General features: G+C 65.0%; 17 protein-coding genes and 1 pseudogene. 5 read left to right on the forward strand and 13 right to left on the reverse strand.

The features are described 5' to 3' along the window. Nucleotides 1-26: 26 nt before the first annotated feature. The 12 genes and pseudogenes from EJC47_RS04270 to EJC47_RS04320 all read right to left on the reverse strand — a co-directional run bounded on the left by EJC47_RS04270 (nt 27) and on the right by EJC47_RS04320 (nt 12,723). Entirely contained in the window at nt 27-1,901 is a 1,875-nt protein-coding gene (locus EJC47_RS04270) for a sensor histidine kinase (protein ID WP_260591471.1), read from the reverse strand. Next, nucleotides 1,898-3,802 carry a putative bifunctional diguanylate cyclase/phosphodiesterase gene (locus EJC47_RS04275; RefSeq protein WP_126845633.1) on the reverse strand — a complete coding sequence of 635 codons (1,905 nt, stop codon included), beginning with the start codon at nt 3,800-3,802 and terminating at the stop codon, nt 1,898-1,900. Before EJC47_RS04275 ends, EJC47_RS04270 begins: the two co-directional genes overlap by 4 nt. Nucleotides 3,803-3,897: 95 nt before the next feature. Then, nucleotides 3,898-4,779 (reverse strand): ROK family protein, encoded by an 882-nt coding sequence (locus EJC47_RS04280; RefSeq protein ID WP_126845634.1) that lies wholly within the window; start codon nt 4,777-4,779, stop codon nt 3,898-3,900. A 91-nt stretch (nt 4,780-4,870) separates the two neighbouring features. After that, on the reverse strand, nt 4,871-5,743 hold the full coding sequence (locus tag EJC47_RS21325) for a hypothetical protein (RefSeq protein ID WP_260591472.1): 873 nt from the start codon (nt 5,741-5,743) through the stop codon (nt 4,871-4,873). 42 nt (nt 5,744-5,785) lie between these two features. Then, nucleotides 5,786-6,247, reverse strand: a pseudogene (locus EJC47_RS21535) (TniQ family protein); the annotation flags it as partial. Nucleotides 6,248-6,390: 143 nt separating this feature from the next. Further along, a complete protein-coding gene (locus tag EJC47_RS04290; protein WP_126845636.1) occupies nt 6,391-7,383 on the reverse strand; it encodes a YncE family protein in 993 nt (330 codons plus the stop codon). Between the two features lie 11 nt (nt 7,384-7,394). Next, nucleotides 7,395-8,099 (reverse strand): superoxide dismutase, encoded by a 705-nt coding sequence (locus EJC47_RS04295; protein ID WP_126845637.1) that lies wholly within the window; start codon nt 8,097-8,099, stop codon nt 7,395-7,397. 40 nt (nt 8,100-8,139) lie between these two features. Continuing rightward, nucleotides 8,140-9,543 carry a chromate efflux transporter gene (gene chrA / locus EJC47_RS04300; RefSeq protein WP_126845638.1) on the reverse strand — a complete coding sequence of 468 codons (1,404 nt, stop codon included), beginning with the start codon at nt 9,541-9,543 and terminating at the stop codon, nt 8,140-8,142. Further along, the gene (locus EJC47_RS04305) at nt 9,540-10,388 is read right to left on the reverse strand and encodes a chromate resistance protein ChrB domain-containing protein (RefSeq protein ID WP_126845639.1); all 849 of its coding nucleotides are present in this window, start codon (nt 10,386-10,388) and stop codon (nt 9,540-9,542) included. Before EJC47_RS04305 ends, chrA begins: the two co-directional genes overlap by 4 nt. A 168-nt stretch (nt 10,389-10,556) precedes the next feature. After that, complete coding sequence (locus EJC47_RS04310; protein WP_126845640.1) at nt 10,557-11,465, reverse strand: DMT family transporter; 909 nt, start codon at nt 11,463-11,465, stop codon at nt 10,557-10,559. After that, complete coding sequence (locus tag EJC47_RS04315; RefSeq protein ID WP_126845641.1) at nt 11,462-11,728, reverse strand: metal-sensing transcriptional repressor; 267 nt, start codon at nt 11,726-11,728, stop codon at nt 11,462-11,464. The genes EJC47_RS04310 and EJC47_RS04315 overlap by 4 nt, the downstream gene beginning before the upstream one ends. 68 nt (nt 11,729-11,796) lie before the next feature. Continuing rightward, entirely contained in the window at nt 11,797-12,723 is a 927-nt protein-coding gene (locus EJC47_RS04320; RefSeq protein ID WP_126845642.1) for an ROK family protein, read from the reverse strand. A gap of 171 nt (nt 12,724-12,894) precedes the next feature. On the opposite strand from EJC47_RS04320, the gene EJC47_RS04325 reads away from it, so the two are divergent. Next, nucleotides 12,895-13,164 (forward strand): type II toxin-antitoxin system Phd/YefM family antitoxin, encoded by a 270-nt coding sequence (locus EJC47_RS04325; protein ID WP_126845643.1) that lies wholly within the window; start codon nt 12,895-12,897, stop codon nt 13,162-13,164. Nucleotides 13,165-13,342: 178 nt separating this feature from the next. Next, nucleotides 13,343-13,558 carry a hypothetical protein gene (locus tag EJC47_RS04330; protein ID WP_260591473.1) on the forward strand — a complete coding sequence of 72 codons (216 nt, stop codon included), beginning with the start codon at nt 13,343-13,345 and terminating at the stop codon, nt 13,556-13,558. Between the two features lie 152 nt (nt 13,559-13,710). On the opposite strand, the gene EJC47_RS04335 is transcribed toward EJC47_RS04330, so the two are convergent. Then, a complete protein-coding gene (locus EJC47_RS04335) occupies nt 13,711-15,348 on the reverse strand; it encodes a hypothetical protein (protein WP_126845645.1) in 1,638 nt (545 codons plus the stop codon). 200 nt (nt 15,349-15,548) lie between these two features. Between EJC47_RS04335 and EJC47_RS04340 the strand changes: the two genes are divergently transcribed. Genes EJC47_RS04340 through EJC47_RS04350 form a run of 3 tightly spaced genes read left to right on the forward strand, consistent with a single transcriptional unit; the run spans nt 15,549 to nt 20,138 of the window. Continuing rightward, on the forward strand, nt 15,549-16,313 hold the full coding sequence (locus EJC47_RS04340) for a TnsA endonuclease N-terminal domain-containing protein (protein ID WP_185867556.1): 765 nt from the start codon (nt 15,549-15,551) through the stop codon (nt 16,311-16,313). Continuing rightward, nucleotides 16,310-18,541 (forward strand): DDE-type integrase/transposase/recombinase, encoded by a 2,232-nt coding sequence (locus EJC47_RS04345; protein WP_185867557.1) that lies wholly within the window; start codon nt 16,310-16,312, stop codon nt 18,539-18,541. The genes EJC47_RS04340 and EJC47_RS04345 overlap by 4 nt, the downstream gene beginning before the upstream one ends. Further along, nucleotides 18,534-20,138 (forward strand): ATP-binding protein, encoded by a 1,605-nt coding sequence (locus EJC47_RS04350; RefSeq protein WP_185867558.1) that lies wholly within the window; start codon nt 18,534-18,536, stop codon nt 20,136-20,138. Before EJC47_RS04345 ends, EJC47_RS04350 begins: the two co-directional genes overlap by 8 nt.

Here is a 20,138-nt window from a genome sequence, read left to right on the forward strand (position 1 = left end):
GTGGCCTTCCGCGTCGCACGGCACCTTTACGCCGCCAACTCGCTGGCGGCGCGCGGTGCCAGCCCCAGCGTCAACACCGCCACCGCTCCCCGGCCCGGACCTTCGCTTTCCAACCGAAGCGTGCCGTGCATTGCCGCCATCGAATTGGCACACCAATGCAGGCCAAGCCCACCCGATTTGTGGCGGCGCGTGGAAAAGCCACGCTGAAACAGCGTCGGCGTGGCATCTGCGGCAAAGCCCTCCCCATCGTCGCAAATCGCAATTCGGGCGATATCGCCCTGCTCCTCGATCGAAACGGCGATGGAACCGCTGGCATTGCCCTTGGCCGCGATCGCATCGGCGGCGTTGGAGAAAAGATTGCCGATCACCTGGCTCAGGATGATGCGGCTGGCGAGCACGTAACACGGCTGTGCGGGAAAGCTGAACGCGATCGAGACGCTGCCCGAATATCGCGCGATGGTCGCGTTCTTGGCGATGATTTCGGTCACGTCGCATGGCTCGACCGCCGGTCGCTCATGCGCAGCGCTTTGCTGCTCGCCGATGATTTCCAGCACATGGCTCATCGCCTCACGCCCGATCTGGAGTTGATCGCGACGGTGTGCACGATCCGCGTTCTCCGCTTCGATCGCAGCAGTGACGAAGGCGACCAGCTTCGCACGGCGTGGCGCGGGCAGGTCGTCCTTGGCCAATTCCGCCACCGCGCGTTCCAGCACGGCGCGATCCACCGGGGCCGGTTGCGCAATTCCCTGGCTCAGGATCGTGCTGATCGGATTGAGCGCGTTGCGGACATTGTGCATCACCGCCACCGCGCTCTCGCTCTTTCCGAGCGCGAAGCTCTGCACTTCCAACTGCTCGCGCAGATCCTTCAATTGCTGCAGCATCGCGTTGAAACTCTTGCCAAGCGATCCGATCTCGTCGCGGCGCGCCTCATCCGGCAACAATCCCAGCGTGCCCGAGGATCGCACCATTTGCATGTGTCCCTCGACCCGCGCGAGCGGGCGCAGCACCAGCCGTGTGATCATCCGCCGCAACATCACCAACACGCCCAGCAGCAGGATGATTGCCCCCGTCACCGCGAGCAGCAGCATCCGCCGCCCCAGCACCGACACATCGCGCGGCACGGTGAAGGCTGCGCTGGCAACGGAGTGACCGTCCACGCCCCGGATCGGGACCGCAATCCGCATGATTTCACCCGCCGAAACGATGCGATTGCCATCCGGGGCATGCGCAAGGTCGATCCGCGCGCGCAGTTGCAAGACCTCGGACAGCGCCTTTGACGTGATACGCCGCGCCATCACCACGTAGCCGCGCGGCACCCCGCTGCCGTCACTCCGTCGGACCTTGGCCACGCCGACCGCCGCCAATTCGTCGCCGAGGCGCAGATAATAGTGCCCGGAACTCTTCTCGCCCAGAAATCGGCGAAAATCGGTGCGGGTCAACGCTGTGGCAAAGGCGTCTCGGCGATCGGGCCGATCCAACCCGCGCGCAAGATCGCGCCAGCGGGCGATGACGATCCGTCCGTCATTGCCGATATAGGCCATGCCATCGACACTGAGATTGGCCATCGCCAGCGTCGAGAAACTCTCACGCTCAAATTCGGGCGTGGGGTGCGCCATATAGGTATAGCTTGCGGTCCAGTCGCCATAATCGCGCACCGCATTCTCGACCTTGGTCGCGAAATCACTCAGCGCGGCGTGCGTGCGCTCGACCTGGGCATCGATCGACTTCGCCTCAAGCTGGTTGAAGCTCGGGACAATAACGCTGGCGAGCAGCAAGGTAAGCGCCAGCGAACCGGCGAGGCCGACCGCAGTCAGGATCAGGACGAGCTTGACACCGAGCGAGCCGCGCCCGCGCCATCGTCCGATCCGGCCGCGCGCGGCACGGATCATGCTGCCCGTCATCCGTGCGTCCCGTTACCCGGCTCGGGTATGTCGGGCGCCACGTCGAGCACGCCGGGAACCGCGATAAAGCGCGCCTCGGCAATCTCTTTCGCGCGCTCTTGCGCGACCGGACGCGAGAAGAAATAGCCTTGCATATGGCTGCAGCCCGCAACCCGCAGCGCCTGCAACTGGGTTTCGGTCTCGACGCCCTCGGCAACCACACCAAGCCCGAGCGCGCGGCCGAGGTGGATGATCGAATGGACGATCGCGGCACTCTCACGCTCGCGGCCCATGCCGTCGATGAAACTGCGGTCGATCTTGAGGCAATCGAGCGCGAATTTGCGGATGTTGTACAGGCTGGAATAGCCGGTCCCGAAGTCATCAAGGGCAATGCGAAAGCCCATCTGCCGCAGCTTGTAGAGCGTATCGGCGGCGCGATCGGCATCGTCGAAAATCGCGGTCTCGGTAATTTCGATCTGCACGCGGCGTGGATCGATCCCGGCGTGCTGCACGCTCTCGACCAGCCGCCCGACGAAATTGTGACGACGGAACTGACGAGGTGAAAAGTTCACCGAGACATATTGGCCCGGCCACTCGGCCAGCACCTTGAGCGATTCGGCCAGCACCCAATCGCCCAGTTCGTGAATGAGGTTCGATTCCTCGGCGATCGGAATGAACACGGCGGGCGAAATCGGCCCGTGATCCTCGGTGTTCCAGCGCAGCAGCGCCTCGAAGCCGACCACCTCGAACGCTTCGCGCCCAACGATCGGCTGGTAAACGAGGCTCAGTTCGCCCTTGGCAATCGCTTGCGAAAGGCCACCCTCGATCGCGCGGCGCAGGCGGATGTTTTCATCCATGCTTTCATCGAACACGCGTACCACGCCGCGCCCGTCGCGCTTGGCGTCGTTGAGCGCCAAATCGGCGCGGCGCATGAGATCGGTCGGGTCGCGCGATTCACCGGCCTCGGTCACGATCAAGCCGATCGATGCACCGCCCTGCACCGTATTGCCCAGCACCTTGAACGTGCCCGAACAGGCCTTCAGCACGCGCGTACAATCCATTTCCGCAGCCTGGACACCGGGCGTATCGAACATCAGCCCGAACTCATCCCCGCCAAGCCGCGCAACCATGCCGCCCGCTGGCACATTGGCCTGCAATACCGAGCAGATCTTGCGGATAAGTTCATCGCCAGCCAGGTGACCGAGCGTGTCGTTGACCAGCTTGAAACGATCGAGATCGACCATCGCCACCGCAAAGCGCGAATCGGTGCGCGCGCGATCGGTCAGCGCGCGGCGGAACGCCAGCCGGTTGGGTGCCTCGGTCAGCGAATCGTGGTTCGCCATATGGATCGCGCGGCTTTCATTCGCGGCGAGTTCGTGGCCCTGCTCCTGCAACTGCACGACTTGCGCCGCGAGCACTTCGCGCGCTTCGGCCAGTTCGCGGTCGCCCTGCCAGCGATGCGCCAGCGCGCTCGCCATTTGCGTCACCTCGGCGACTTCGAACGGCTTGGCGATGTAGAAGATCTTGTCGGCCGGCCCCGCCGCCTTGGAGATTTCGACCGGCGAAAAGTCGGAATAGCCGGTCACGATGACGAGATTGATATTGGGGTCGAGCGCGCGGATGCGCACGGCGGTTTCCTTGCCGTCAATGCCCGGCGGCATCCGCACATCGATAAAGGCGACCGCAAAGGGATCCCCGTCGCGAATCGCCGCCTCGACCGCCGCGACGGCATCCAGCCCCTGCATGCAGTGCGTCAGCGTGAAATCGGGCGCGGTCTCGTCCGGCGCGGTCGCGTCCCCGTCGTCGCCGAACAATTCCGCCGCCATTGCGTCGAGCAGGCCTGTGGCAGCGGCGACCGGCGCGAAGCTGCGCCGATAGCTATCGTGCATGGCCGGTTCGTCATCGACGATCAGAATTCGCATGTCAGCACCGCCAGTCGCAAAATCACCGGGCATAACAGCCCGCTGCAACGACCTAAGCGGACGCGGTTAAAGGGCCGTAAACGACGTTACCGACATCAGGCCCCAGCGAGGGCGCGCGCGCCCAGTTCGATCGCGCCGAGCGGCCCGGCCATGCCGCCAAGCGCGGCCGGCACGACATAGGCGTCGATCGGCACCAGCCCGCGCGCCGCCACATAGCCACCAAGGCTCGCTTCCAGTCGGGTGCGGATCATCGGGAGCAAATGCGGAATGCCGACGATCACGCCGCCGCCCATCACGATCCGCCGCGGGATGCCGGTCAGCACCAGCGTGTGGCACAATTGCGCGAGCGTATGGGCGACGCCCTCCCACACCGGATCATCCTCGGCCAGCGTCTCCGCACCCGCGCCGGTACGGGCGCGGATCGCGGTGCCCGAGACGAGCCCTTCAATACAATCACCGTGGAACGGGCAACTCCCGCCCCAGCTATCGCCTGCCAGACGAACCGGGCGGATATGGCCGAGTTCAGCATGGGTCAGTCCGGCAACGGGCGCATTGCCCAGCACCAGGCCGACGCCAACTCCGGTGCCGACAGTGATATAGGCATGGTCGGCGACATCCTGCGCCGCGCCCCAACGCCCCTCCCCCAGGGCCGCGCCGTTGACGTCGCTGTCGAAACCGGTCGGCACCAGGCCAATGCTGGCGAGCCGTTTGCCGACATCGGTGTTCGACCAGCCCGGCTTGGTGGTCGCGGTAATCGAGCCGTAATCGGGCGCGGTGCGATCGAGCGAGACCGGGCCGAAACTGGCGATACCGAGCGCATCGTAGTGCGACCAGCCGCGCAGCACGTTTTCCACAGCACCAAGCGTTTCCTCAGGCGTGGTGGTGGGGATCTGGACGCGATCACGCACATCATCGGGGCCGCTGGCGAGCACGCAAATGCACTTGGTCCCGCCCAGTTCGACCTGTCGCCGATGAATTGACTTGTTCCATTCTCACGCCTGCCCGGTGGATACGCTAGCACGCCAAGGGCGTTCCAGAAACCGCGATGCCGTAAGGAAAACGCATCAATTAAGTGGTGCCATTGTCTTGCTTGCCCTCGCTCCCGAACTTTTCAGCGACCTCACGGAACACCGTCACCTGCCAGCCGACCCTAGGCCGGCCGAGGCTCTTCGCCAAGTTAGACGAGTTCAACTTAGTGCCTTGGCTAGTCAGCCGAGCCGCCTCGGCTTCAGCGATCCGCCTGACGTATGTCTCCATGCCTTCGACCTCCCGCTCCATCGTTGTCACTGTCATGGGTAGGTGCATATATCCGTTCTTGCGCCGAAGCTCGGAGCGGCCGGTTTCGCGCGACAGCGAGCTTCGCGACACCCTTTCGTAGGGATAGCGGGATCGGATGGCGGCAGCAGCGACTTCGACCAGACCAGATGTCCGCATATCCACGCCCGCGAGTTCATCATCTCCGGTTCGACGCTTTGGTCTCAGCCCCGCGTCGGCACTCGAAGCCGGCGGAAGTTCCGCGCTGATCGAGGTCGTGGACGGCCTCGCAAGCCAATCCTCCATCATGATATGCAGGATTGGTGATTTCAGCGTTCTGCTAGGATTGAGAATCTCCCTGAGCCAGATGCTCGGCTTTCCATCCGTTCGTAGGAGATGCGGCATTGTCCGGAACGTCGCAGGCCATCGGTTGAGCAGTGAAGACCATGCCGCGTTTAGCCTCATTCCCCGTTTCTCGTTTAGACCTGCGGCCTCGAGCAGGCTTCGATAGGTTCTCGCGCGATCGGCCTGTGAGACCACCGGCTTTAGTTGATTGACGAACTGCATTACCCCGACTGCAATCGAGACTGCTTCGTCTAGGAGCTTCGTGTCTGTGCGGTCGAATAGATCGACGGCTTCGACCGGGCAGGTCTCACTGGTCGCGGGGCGATAGGTGATGCCGCTCATTGCCCAGCTTGTCGGCACAACGCTCGACCGAAGTGGCCGCGAATGGCGGGCGCATACCTCTACACCTGGAAGCTGGTGCCTACGGTCCCAATACATTTCCTGCCGTAGGGGGTGGGCTAGGTTTTCCGCATTGCACGCAGGGCAGAACCTCAACCACACCGGTGTCGGCATCATCTGTGCCGAGAACAACAATGGGCGTTGTCCCGGGAGCGCCTGTAGCATCGCGGCACGCACACGAGACCGGCGGTCCTCTGTCTCGAACGCCATGAAATAGTTGAAGAGCGTATTATCGGTCAGCAGTCGTTCACCGTCGATGCCTAGCTCCGCTGGGATCCGGCCTGCCAGGTGATCCAAGCGCCTGGGCAACGCGATCACAGGCATGTGGACCGGGTCGTCGAACAACATGGATCCAAGAGCGCCGAAACCATGATGTCTGCGAAAACGGGCTATGACGCTATATACAAGCTCTCCGGGATAGGGGGTCGGGAAAGTGGGTTCGGTCACAGGTCCGAGTTAGTCGGAATTTCCTTCGATTTTCTGAGCGCGCGGCAGTTCGAATTCGCCCCCCGTCCCCACTCCGGATTCTTGTTCGGTCGCCCTGATCGCGAATCACGGAGCTTTTGGTCGCCGGAGCTATTGGCACTGCGCTACTCCGTGCGAAGAACCCACAGCGCGGCACCGGCGCCACGCTGCGCAGGTGCGGCGACGAACAGCGTCATGAGTTCGGGCACGAACAGTCCGGTGCGCGCACCGGGAGCGGTCGTCACGCGGATCGACACGGTGCCTGACTGCGTCGTCGACGACACGTCGACATGCCCGGCGCCGCATACCAGCAGGAAGCGATCGCGATCGACGAACAGGTCGTCCGCATCCCCGCAGGCGGAGCGGGTCGAGCGCACCTCGCCGGTGGCGAGATCGCGGACCTGCAGCGCGGCCGTGAGGCGGTAGGCGACCGCCACCCATTTTCCGTCCGGGTCGATCGCGAGCGGGAAGTTCATCCGGTGCAGGCCTGTCGGCCACGACGCCTTGACCCTGCCCACATCCAGGTCCGCCGCGACGATCACACCAAGATCGGGAATGTTGACGAGCACCTCGCTGCCGATGAGGCGGAAGCCCTCGGGGTGACCGGCAAGCGAAAGGGTGGAGACGACCCGGTGCGATCGCGGATCGATGACCGCCAGGGCGCCCGAACCGTAGCCGACCACCACATGGCCGTTGCGCGGGTCGATCCGGACATTGTCGGCGTCGTCACCGAGTGCCAACGTGGCGATCTCGCGCAGGTCGCCGGCTGCGTAGAAATGCACGGACCCGTCGCCGCACGCGAGGACGAGCTGCCCGTCGCTCAGGACCGCGACGCCCTGCGGTTCGTGCAGTCCCTTTATGCGTGCCGTGACCTTGCCCCCGGGCAGGTCGACCTCATCGACCGAGCCGTTGCCATATTCGGCGACGAACAGGCGCTTGCCATGCGGATCGATTGCGAGATGGTCGATCCGCCCAGCGACGTCTGGCAAGGCAATCTTCCGCTCAAGACGAAGCGGTGACGCCGGATCGTTCGGCGACATTGTGTGCGGAGCCGCGTTGCAGGCACTCGCCGATGCGAGCGACGCCAGCGCGACGGTGATGCGGAGTGCGCCGACCATCGCCCCTTCCTTCAGGCCACCTTGGCGAACCGCGCGTCGGCCGACGCCCAGTTCACCGCGCCCATGAAGGCATCGACATAGCCGCCGGCCTTCGCGCCATAGTCGATCGCGTAGGCATGCTCGTACATGTCGAGCGCGAGGATCGGCGTTGACCCCGCCAGCGTCATGGTGTGGTCGGCGGCCCACTGGTTGACCAGGCGGTTGTCGCGGTGGCTGTAGGTGAGCAGGACCCAGCCCGAGCCGCCGCCGAGCGCCTTGCCCATCGCGGCGAACTCGGCGCGCCAGCGCGCGTCACTGCCGAAGTCGCGCTCGATCGCGACGGCCAGCGCCTTGCCTGGCCGGTTGGGTGCCCCGAGCCCCGCGAAATACAGCTCGTGCAGGATCATCGAGTTCCATGCGATCAGCTCCTCGCGCTTCAGACCGTTGATCGTAAAGACAGCCGCGGTCGCCGGGTCGAGGGCCGCGAACTGGCCGGAGATCGCACCAAGGCGCTTCACCGCGCCGACGTAGTTGTTGTCGTGGTGGCTGACGAGCAGCTTCTCCGAAAGTCCGGTGATCGCCTTGGGGTCGAACGGGAGCGGGATCGGCTGCGGGGCGAATGTCGGCCCGGAGGCCGCGGCGGCATTCGCGGCGAGCGGGGTCAGTGCGGCTGCGCCGACCGACAGAGCGGCGGCCCCGGCGAGCAGGTTGCGGCGGTCGATCAGATGGTCGGTCATGATGCTTCTCCAAGTAATGTTGAGCGAGAGGACAGAACGATCAGCCGATGGCGCCGACGACATGCAGCGCGATCCCCATCGCAGCCGCCGACCCGAGCGTCGTGAAGATGCCGACCTTGAACCGGAACATCGCCAGGATCGCCGCGGCCGCGATCGCCAATGCCCAGGGGTCGACGCTCGTGAGCACCGGCATGTCGAAGCGGAACGGACCGGCCGCGACAGGGTGGACCGTGCGGAAGATGGTGTGGATCGCGAACCAGACCGCGAGGTTCAGCACGACGCCGACGACCGCCGCGGTGATCGCCGACAGCGCGCCGGATAGCGCCACGTTGCCGCGCATCCGCTCGATGAATGGCGCGCCGAGGAAGATCCACAGGAAGCACGGCACGAACGTCACCCAGGTCGCGAGCAGGCCGCCGAGCGTGCCCGCAAGCAGTGGCGACAGCAGGCCGGGATGGCGGTAGGCGCCCATGAAGCCGACGAACTGGAGCACCATGATCAGCGGCCCCGGCGTCGTCTCCGCCATGCCGAGCCCGTCGAGCATCTCGCGCGGGCTGAGCCACTGGTAGGTTTCGACCGCCTGCTGCGCGACATAGGCGAGCACCGCATAGGCGCCGCCGAACGTCACCACCGCCATCGTCGAGAAGAAGGTTGCGATCTGCGTGAAGACGCTGCCCTCGCCCGCGATCAGGATCAACGCGACGACTGGCGCGAGCCACAGCACCATCCAGACGGCTGCCTGCCGAATCGTCTGGCCGGTCGTCGGGCAGGCATGCGCCGGCAGCTCCTCGCCAAGCAGGGTGTCGGCATCGGCGACGTGAACGCCCGTGCTCGCGCCGTGGCCGCCGCCGACCTGGAACGCTGGCATACCCGCGCGCCCTCCGAGGAAGCCGACCAGCCCGGCACCGAGCACGATGACGGGAAACGGAATGCCGACGAAGAAGATCAGCACGAACGCCGTCGCCGCAAGTGCGCGCATGGTGTTGTTCTTCAGCGCGCGGCCGCCGATGCGCACAACGGCTTGCAGCACGACCGCCAGCACCGCGCACTTCAGGCCGAAGAACAGCGCCGACACGATGCCGACGCGACCGTAGAGGGCGTAGATCCAGCTGAGCGCCATGATCGACACAGCGCCCGGTAGGACGAAGAGCACGCCCGCGACGATGCCGCCGCGCGTGCGGTGCATCAGCCAGCCGATATAGGTCGCAAGCTGCTGCGCTTCGGGCCCTGGCAGCAACATGCAGTAGTTGAGCGCGTGCAGGAACCGGTGCTCGCCGATCCAGCGCTTCTCCTCCACGAGGATGCGGTGCATCACTGCGATCTGCCCTGCGGGACCGCCGAACGACAGGGCGGCTATGCGTAGCCAAACCCAGAAGGCCTCGCCGAGCGACACGGGTTCAGGACGCGTCAGGGGTGGCGCGTCGACAAGGGTGGCGGCGCTCATGCCGAAGTCTTGTCGCGGGCGGTCCGGGGCTGGTGCGAGACCCAGTCGTGCGTCTCGTGGGTCGCGTCGCGGCACCACCGATACAGCGCGTCATAGACCAGCATCCCTGCGTCGAGCTGGGCGAGATCGTCTGCGAACATCCGCGACAGGCCAAGCGACATCGCCAGCAGCCCGGCGGCCTCGGGCACGAGATCAGGCCGGCCGGTGTCCGCGCCGCGCACGATCGGCGCGAGCCGCGCCAGCCCTGGCAGACTCGCAAGTCCGAGGCGTTCGATCATCACGTCGAAGGTGCAGCGTTCGCCATCATGACTCCATACGATGCCGTCGCTCTCGATATCGAACGCGGCGGCCTCGAATCGCTCGGCGACGCCGGCGACTTCAGATGGGCTGACGAACAGGAAGGTGGCGCCGGGATCGACGAAGCGCCGGATCAGCCATGGGCATGCGATCCGGTCGACCTTGGGTCGCGCCCGCGTCACCCACACTGTGCGACCGGCGGCGTCGCGCGGGGGCAGCATCGCCTCGGGCACCATCGGCAGTCCGGCCGTGGCCCATCCCGCGACACCACCCTCAAGGATTTCGGCTAAAACGTCGGCATGCCGCAACCAGGCGGCGACACCTTCGCTCAGCGCATGGCCATGCTGACAGGCCATCACGACCGTGCGTCCCTGGAATTCGCTCGCCCACCGCCCAACGTCGGCGTGCCCGCGGCGAATGCTGCCGGGGATGAGACGCGGATCCGCGGCGAAGTCCTCCGCCGTCCGGACGTCGATGATGGTGGGGCAGTTCGGCGTGCCGATCAGGCGCGCAAGTTTTTCGGGGGTGATGGCGTTTATCGCAGGCATGGCGCGTCCTTCGGAAGAAGTCGGGACGCGATGCTTCGGCTGTCGCCTCGTGGGGAGATCGCCGACCCCATAATGGGATAGAGCAACGCGCGCGTGGGATTGTCAAGATCGACCCGCGCCGGATTGCAGGCTCGATCGGCTCGCTATCCGAGCGTTCGCCAATCAGGCCTAAGTTGCGGATGACTTGACCGTATCCTCCGGACTCTGCTCCGTGAGATGCAGCCACACGCCCAACGCCATCAGGGCGCCCGCTCCGACCGTGGGGACGCCCCACGAATCACGAAGCAGCAGGATGCTCAGCAGCGCGCCGAGGAACGGCGCCGTCGAGAAATACGCTCCGGACCTGGCAGCGCCGACCTCCCGAAGCGCCAGCACGAACAGCACCAGGCTTATGCCGTAGCCGAGCAGCCCGATCAACGCGGAGAGCGCGGCGTTCCCGAGCGAAGGCAGCGCGGCCCCGGCGACGAGCGCCAGGCTCACGTTGACGACGCCGGCTACCAAGCCCTTCACGGAAGCCAGCGCCGCAGCGTCCGCCTCGGCGATCCGCGAGGTGCAGTTGTTGTCGATCGCCCAGCACAGGCAGGCGCCGACCACGGCCAGCGCGCCACCAAGTGCCGCACGGCCGCTGCCGCCGTGGAGCGCGAGCAGCACGGCGCCGGCGACGATCGCGACCATTCCGAGCCCGACCCGGCCGTTGAACGGCTCGCGGAAGACGATCCAGGCGATCAACGCAGTGAACACCCCTTCGAGCGTTAGCAGCAATGACGCCGCCGAGCCCGTCACGGTGGTGAGCCCCAGCATCAGCAGGGCCGGACCGACCACGCCGCCGAACAGCACGGCAACCACTAGCCATGGGGTATCGCGTCGCGAGAAGGGAAGACGCACCCGGCCACTCGCGAGGCGGAACAGCGTGAGGCCGACGCCCGAGCCGAGATAGAGCAGTCCGGCCAGCATCAGGGGCGGCACGTCGCCCACGACGACCTTGGCCGCCGGCGTGGACGCGCCGAACAAGGCCGCCGCCGCTATCGCGAAGAGGCCGCCACGGCGGATGTCGCCGAGGATGAAGGGCCGCTTCACAGATACTTCGCCAGCTGCGAAAGCCGCACGAGTTCAGCCCGCGCCTCGTCCGACAGCGGTCCGACTGCGGCCTCGAGATGATGCTCGATGTGATCCGTCACCAGCAGCGTCTTGGCGGCCTCGAGCGCGCTGATCACCGCCTGCATCTGCTGCGCGGTATCCAGCCCTTCGCGTCCCTCCTCCACCATCGTGATGATCGTGGCGAGGTGGCCGTGGGCGCGCCGGAGGCGGTTGAGGATCTTGGGATCGTTCGTGTGCGACATATGCCGACCGCTTATCCTCCCCGGGGGGATAATGCCACCCTGTAGAGAGGCTGGCAATCGCGAGGCGGTCAGCGCCCCGTCGCCGTCCGCAATGCCTGCGTCCCGAGCAGTATGGCGCCGAGCGGCCCCGCCCGGTTTCCAAGCGCGGCGGGCAAGACGAAGGTGTCGATGTTCTCGATCGCGGGAAGCGGAACATATCCTCCAAGACTGTCGGTCAGAGCGCTCCTGATCCGCGGCAGGAGGAAGTCGTTGCCGACCATCACGCCGCCGCCGAACACGATACGTCGCGGCACGCCGGTGAGGACGAGCACGTTGAGCAACTGGGCGATGGTGTGGACGACCTGGTCCCATGCGGGATCGTCCTTCGACAGATCCTCGGCCGGTGTGCCCGTGCGGGCGGCAATCGCCGGGCCCGAGACCAGCCCTTCGACGCAGGCGCCGTGGAACCTGCACGATCCGACCCAATCATCGCCCGCGTATCGCGCGGTTCTAATGTGGCCGAGCTCGGCGTGGGTGAGGCCATCGACTGGCACGCCGTGCGCGACGAGGCCGACGCCGACGCCGGTGCCAACGGTGATGTAAGCGACGTCCGGGAGCCCCGACGCCGCGCCCCAGGCGGCTTCGGCCAATGCTGCGCCGACGACGTCGGTGTGGAATCCGATCGGCCTGCCGTATCGGTTCTCGAGGCGGTTCACGATGTCGGTGCCCGTCCAGCCCGGTTTGGGCGTAACGCCGATGCTCCCGAATGCCGCGCTCGACTTGTCGATGATGATCGGGCCGAAGCTCGCGACGCCGATCGCCTCGAAGCCCTGCCACTGGTCGAGCACCGCCTCGATCCTGCCGAGCGTCTCGGCAGGATCCGTGGTGGGGATGCGCTCCTCGGCGACTATGTCGTGCGGGCCGCGGGCGAGGATGCAGTTGATCTTCGTGCCGCCGAGCTCGATCCCCGCGATCAGCCCGGTCTCGGTGTTCGATCCGCTAATTGCCGCGACCATTCTGCTTCCAATCCGCCAGCGCCGAGGCGGTCTGTCCAGCCTCAATCATGAGTCGTCGGCCGGTATGCTATATTGAGCTCGGAATCCAAGGATCGCGTTGGTTAGCGTTCATCCGCCCTTTACGGAATATCCGTAATCTCCTACAGCTTACGGAAGCACATGGAGGTGCAGATGGTTTCCAGCATTCTTGAGAAGGCGTCGTCCAGCGACGTGTCGAAACGGTTCGGTTACTACTATGACGAGGCGATGACTCATCCCTTGGCGGTCGAGCGCAACGGTGCCGCGCGCGTGGTGATGCTGCCGGCGGCGGAATACGAGCGGCTGGCTCGCCTGGATCATGTGGCTCTGTTGCCGACCGAACTGGAGCGTGCCGATTTGGTGGCCATCCGAGACGCGGTTGTGCCTGACAGCGCCCGGGAGCTGAACCATCTCTTGGACTAGGCCCAATCCCGCCGACGTAATCCAATACAGCTACCTGTGGCGGCACGAGGCGGCGCGCGGTGAGGACGCTGGTCGTAAGGATCGGCCTTGTCTGGTTCTCGCTGCGACCGAGACGCAGGCCGGTCTCCGCGTCATCACCGCGCCGATCACGACCAAGCATCACGAGCCTGAGCAGCTTGTGGAACTGCCACCTCGGGTCGCAAAGCACCTGAAGTTAGATGCTGGCTGCGGCGTGGTGTGCAATGACCTGAACCGCTTCACCTGGGTCGGCCCTGACGTCCGCGCCACGCCGAACGGCACCCCTTTCTACGGTCAGATGCCGGAGCGGCTGTTCGAGGAAATCCGGGCGCGCGTCATTGCCAATGCCGTCCGGCAGACAGACCGTGACGAGTGACAAGGCGTGTGGTGATCGATCCGGCTCCGTCGCCGAGCATTTGCGCGTACATGCACTCGATAGGCATGCCTTCCGCACCGCGCCGTCAGGGAGTTAGATGCTGCGGCCCGGTTCCGAGAATGTTACAACTCGATCATGGATTCTGGGAGTGCCTAGTCGCGGTCTAGCGACGGATCGATGCTCGGAACGGGCTCACGTGTGGTTCCCATGCGCGGCGTTCCCGACCGCGTCACCGTGATGATCGGACCATCGCGAACCGCGCTTTCATGTCGGCGCGTGCTCGCTTCATCCGCGGTGACTGCGAAAATTACGGCAATGCCCTGATCGCCGAGGTCCAGCGCCAGCTCGGCCAACTCGATCCATACCGCGTAGGCATTGCTGTCCGGGAGCAATAGGACTTCGACTTCCCAGTGACCGCGGTTCTCGTCTGGCGCCTGAACCAGGACATCGAGCAGATCCTCGTCGGCAATTCGCTCAGCCAGCTCGCGCAGGTATGTTTTCCGCTGCGCGTCAGTGCCATGCACATCCAGACCCTGAGCGATGTCATGCGCTTCCATGCCGACATGATGGAGACGCCCCTCACTGCCGAGATCGATGAGCGGCCTCCACCTTTGGGTCAGGCTCAAGCGGCCGACCAACGCGGACAAACCTAGCCGGACGTGCCCGCCGACCGCGCCATCCGGAACCCGGCGCTTCATCATCTTGGAGATGGCGTCGTCCACCAGGAACTGCATTTCTCGCAATGTCAGTAGGGCGTCCTGCTCGACGTCGATCGATCCGCCCTCGACCTGCCTGCCCGCCTTCGATGCCTGCAGCGGGATGCTCGCCAACTGCGGCCCCAGCAGCCTCTTGGCATATGTGCCGAAGCGCAACCGGTGGTCGCGCTGCTCCAATATCTCGCACCCCTGATCTTCCAAGATCAGCAGAGCCTCGCTCCATTCCTGCTCGGGCGTCGTCGCTATGAGGATGCGTGGCTCGATCAGTTCGCCTTCCGGCATTCCGGTGTCCAGCCGCTCCATTGCGTCTGCCAAGGCGTCAAGCACAGCCTCGGGGGATGGTCCATCCAGCGACACCGCAGCGCCGATGGGGGCCCCGCTCCATAGATCGATCGCGATCGTTATCACCGGGCTGGTGACGGCCTCGCCATCGACGAGGATGCGGGCGGGGGCAGTGTGATCGATGACAATCACCTCGCCGAAACGCTCCGCGGTCACAGTCGCCCCAGCCTCGCCGCTTCCCGTCCTCAGTTTTAGCGTGCCCGGTTCGGGATCGTGGCTGGCGAGCGCGCGGTCCAGATAGTTGCGGATGGTCACGTCGCTGGGCTTCTTCAGGCTCCGACCCCATTTGGTCGAAACGGTCCGGATGACCTCGCCGGGCGCTGCGCCTGGGTCATGCCGAAGGATCTCGTCGATGATCAGCGTCAGCTTCTCTAAAGCGTCGTCGGCCAGCTTCGAGTTGCGGCCGCCATCCGCCTGACGATACGGAACGAGCGCGAAGACCGAGCGCTGCTGGTCGCGCCAGTCGCGCAGCATGGCGTAGAACGTGCGCAGCTTGACCTTGAGCTTGGCAGCGGCTGCCTCAGCATCCTTCTTCGTGGGGCGTTTCAATCCATCGTAAAGCGAAAGTGCATGGAGACGCGTCAGCGCTGCGGACTTCCTTGCGGGCGGCAGCTGCACCCATTGGGGATCCGTCCGGAATGACACGTCGAGATCTTCGGCTTCCGTGGCGACCTCCATCGCGGTGACTTGCCCGACGAGCGCGCGCGCGTCTGCAAATGCTAGCTCTGACATAGCCTACTCCTTGTTTCAAGCTGGGACAAGCACCGAGCAGCACTGTTGCGCATCGATAGTGCAGCAACTATGTGTTGGGTGCTAAACTGAGGTGTATTATGGGTGGATCGCGTTACGCGCTGAGTGAGCGCAAGATCAGCAGGTGGACGAAGGAAGCCCGTGGCCTAGGTCGCGGAGCTTCCTACAGGCCTTGGCTGACGATGCACGACGTCCCCTCCCACGGCCTCTCGGTGCGTGTGCTCGGCGTCACGACCGGCCGGATCCACCAGTTGCTCAGCGGAGTGGAACGGGCCGTTTTCCTCGAATGCGACTGGAGCCACGCAGTTACGGACATCAGGGAGCAGTTCCCCCTGCCCCGCGATGTGACCAGGCGGATCGCCCAAGAGATGGGCGTCGTTCACCCGGCGGACGGGAGGGTGGACGTGGTCATGACGACGGACCTGTTGCTCGACGTGAACGGTGTCGACCAGGATCTCTCCTTCGAACTCCCCCCTGGGACGGGGCGGCGTCGGCTGGCGATCTCGATCAAGTCCCGAGAGGAACAGCTTACTCTGCGCGAGCGCGACAAGCTCGAGATCGAGCGCCGCTATTGGCGCGGTCTCGGCATCACCTGGCTGCTGCTGTTCCTGGACGACATTCCGGAGGACCAGTGGCGCAAGCTGATGTGGCTGCACGAGTGGTTCACGCTCGACTTCATGGGCGAGGATGCTGCCCGGCTCTTCCGAGCCAAGTGCGACCGCGTCCTGGTTCATCTCGCCTGCGCGCAGGACCAGCGGGCTGGCGGCTTCATGGAGCGCGTCGATGCCGATGAGCAGTGGACGCCGGGCACGACGCTCGCCGCCATTCGGCACCTCGCGGCCAACGGCCGCGTCACCACCTCGACCGACCGACTCTACGACGCATGGGGTCCGCTCGGCCAGTTCACCGTCGCAGCCCAGCACGGCGCTCTGGCGAGATCAGCGTGACGAGCGAGCTCACAGACGATGGCGACCTCGGCATTCTGCCTTGGGACGTGCTGAAGATCGGCGGCCTCGTAGACTGCGAGGCTCGCGTCATCTGGGTTTCCGCCGATAGGCAGGCGCTGGCGCTGATGCGTCTCGATGATGTCAGCTGGCCCGAGCTGGTGCCCTTCGCCCACGCCACCGCGATGGTTCGCGAGCACGCTTGGCAACACGAGCCGGGTGAGCCGCCCGTCTACCCTCCGCTGTCGTCGCTGACGAAGACGCAGCTTGAGAAACGTGACGCAAACTGGAATCTGCTTGGCTCCCTTTTCGAGGAGCATATCCCTGCGATCTTCGAAAAGAAGAAACGCTCGAAGCTGATCCGGCAGATCGTCGCCGACTCCGCGACGACGGGCAACCGCGTGTCTCGCAGGCACGTCGAGAACCTGCTCAAGCGGGCATTCAAGGGCGGGATGACGAAGGACTCGCTCCGCGCGTGGGAGAAGTGCGGCAAGAGCGAGCGCCGGCCGGTGGAGGAGCTGCAGAAGCTCGGCAGGAAGCCAGCCCCCGGACACCCCGAGGGCCTCAACGTCGACGGCGAGATGAAGCGGCTCTTCGCGCTGTCGCTCCGCCGCTTCTGGGCGGACAACAAGAAGCTCGACATGCGCGGTGCCTACAACCTGTGCATGCGGCTGTTCTTCATGGACATTGTTGGCGATGCGCTGGAGGGCGGCACTCACCTTCCGAAGGACCGCTATCGGGAGCTGGGTCTCCCGACCTACGAGCAGTTCCGATACTGGGCGCCCAAGGTCGTGGACCTGAACGCCCTTGGGCGGAAGCGGAACAAGGCCCGCATCTGGGATCAGAAGAACCGGCCGATTCTCAAGACGTCACTGTCGATCACCTGGGGTCCTGGTGGCCGTTTTCAGATCGATGCCACCGTGCTCGACATCTATGTCCGTTCGCGAGCGAACAGCCGCGTGCTCATCGGCCGGCCGACCCTGTATGTGGTCATCGACACCTTTTCCCGCCTCATCGTCGGGATCTACATCGGCCTGGAGAATCCGTCGTGGGTGGCCGCCATGATGGCGTTGGCGAACTGCGCCGAGGACAAGGTAGAGTTCTGCCGCAGGCACGACGTCACGATCACGGAGGAGGACTGGCCCGCCAACGTAATCCCCGCGGCCGTTCTTGGCGACAAGGGCGAGATGGAGCGTCAGTTCGCGGACAACATGATCGACCTGATGAATATCGTGGTCGAGAATGCAGCACCCTACCGCGGCGACTGGAAGGGTATCGTGGAATCCTGCTTTCGGACGTTGCCGGCGATCTTCAAGCCGTTCGTCCCCGGCTACATCGAGACAGACTTCAGGCAACGCGGATCGCGTGACTACAGGGCCGACGCCGTGCTCGACATGGACGACCTGACTCGGATCATCATCGAGCTGGTGCTGTATCACAACAACGACAAGGAGATTGATGGATATCCCCGTCACGAGATGCTCGACGAGCAGGACGTTCCCTCCGTGCCGCGCGACCTGTGGAACTGGGGCATCGTCAATCTGAGCGGCATTCCGCGGCAGCCTGACTACGACCGCCTCAGGTTCGGCCTGATGCCGCAGGCAGATGCGGTGGTGACCGAGGCCGGCATCGTGTTCGAGGGTCGCTACTACACCTGTCCCACCGCTCAGAAGCGGGATTGGTTCGTGAAGGCACGCCAGCGGAACTCGTATGGTGTCAGGGTTTCCTACGACAAGCGCCGCACCTCGACGATCATGGTCCACGTCCCCGGCAGTCCCGGCTTCGAGGTCGGGCGCAGGATCAGCAAGGGCGTTGTGGAGGATCGCGATCTTACCGCTTGGGAGGAGGAGGGCCGCCGCCGCCAGTCTTCGTCGCGGAAGGCCAACAGGCGCGACCAGGAGACAGTCTCCCGCGCCAACACCGATGCAAAGGTGATCGCCATCGCCGAGCGCGCCAAGCTCAAGTCGGCCGGGGTGGTCGGGGGCTCCGTGGCTTCGCAGGTGAAAAATATTCGAGACAATCGCGCGGCTGAACTTGAGATCGACCGGGCCGCTGAGGCGGAACGCTACGCCGCCGGTCTAGGCGCACATTCCGACGCGGCCGGCGGCGACGGCGACGATGGATCGTCTGCGAACGTCCTGGCCTTCCCCGGCGGTGGCCAGGCTGGCTTTTCCATTCCCGATTTTGCCTCTGACATGCCCCTCAAGGGCTGGGAAACCGACGATGAGTGAGCTGACGATCCCCCTGCCGCCCGAATACGAGAACAACGCGTTCGCCGCCGTCGTCGGCCCGCTGCGCTCGTTCGCGCAGCAGCATGACGCGATGTGCGTGCTCCCGGCCTTCTCGCGGAAGGACAGGGAGCAACACTTTGCGTATCGGCGTGCTTGCTGCCTTCGGCTCCTCGACGCTTATTTCCCGATGACCCGCCAGCTGCTCCTCGCCGAGCGCATCCAGTTGCTAATCCGCGACGGATACCGTCATCGGGATCCGAACGACGGCGGCCATCAGGGCTTCCTGCAGGAAGCCATCGAGCGTCTCGACAGCGGGGACGAGGAGTATGTGTCGCGTCGCGCGCTCGATCGTGTCGCCAGCAGCTCAGCTCTGCTGGGCGTCCCTGGCACTGGGAAGACGCGCACGGTCAGGCTAGCCCTGCGCTCCTTCCCCGCCACGGCCAAGCATGTGACGGCCGGTGGTTTCCTCACGCAGGTGACAGCGCTCACGGTCGAATGCCCTGCCGACCGCGGTGTGAAGCAGCTCTGCAAGAACTTCTTCGCGGCGCTCGACGACGCAATCGGATGGAGGCGCTACTCCAAGAAGTTCGGGCACGATCGTGTCGGAGCGGAGACCATGCTCCTGCACGTCCAGCACCTGTGCCACCTGCACGCTGTCGGCGTCCTGGTCATCGATGAGATCCAGAACCTGCTCGACGCCCCTGCTCAGGACAAGAACTCGCTGATGAGGTTCATCGTCCTGCTCATCAACACTGTCGGCATCCCCGTGCTGCTGGTGGGCACGGCCGCGGCCTCCGAGATCTTCCACGCCGGGCTGCATGCCGGTCGGCGTGGCGATGGCTTCGGCTCGGATATCTGGGACCGCATGTCCGACGACGCGCAGTGGAACGCGTGGCTCGAGAAGCTCTGGCGCTACCAGTGGACCGCCATCGACACCCCCTTGGACGCCGACCTTGCGTCGGCGATGTACGAGCAGTGCCAGGGCGTCCCCGATCTCGCCGTGAAGTTGTTCATGCTCGTGCAGATGGAGCTCATGGTCGCCGCGGAGACGTCGAGGGTGCCGTTTCCCGAGATCATCACCCGGGACGTGATCGAAAAGGTTGCGGCAAGCCGCTTCAGGATGGTCGCCCCGATGATCGCGGCGATGCGGGCCAACGATACCGAAGCGCTGCGTCGATATCGTGACATCTCGGGATTCCAGATCTCGATGGACGATGTGTTTGCCGGCTTGGCCGGTCTGAGCTCGGACGAGTATTACCGCCGTAGGGCCAAGGAGCGGGCTGAAGAGAAATTCGCCGATGAGAAAAAGTCGTTTCCCGAACTGCGCGGAGAACTCGTTTCTCTCGGTTTCAAGCAGGACCTGATCGACCGGATCATCTGCCAGGCCGAGGCTGAGGTTCCCTCCGGCAGCATGTTCGCGATGGTGGATGTCGTAAAGCGGCTGGCTTCCGAGGCGTCGGCGAGGGCGGAGAAGAAGCCGAGGAGCACCCCCCGCCCGCGTCCGGTCAGGGCGGAGGTGACCGACCCCGACGACGTCCGCAACCGCGGCGATACCGATGCCGATGCCGAGGCGGCGGGCGTCCCGGCAGCCGAATAG

This window comes from Sphingomonas sp. TF3 (assembly GCF_003985085.1).
Classification (GTDB): Bacteria; Pseudomonadota; Alphaproteobacteria; order Sphingomonadales; family Sphingomonadaceae; genus Sphingomonas.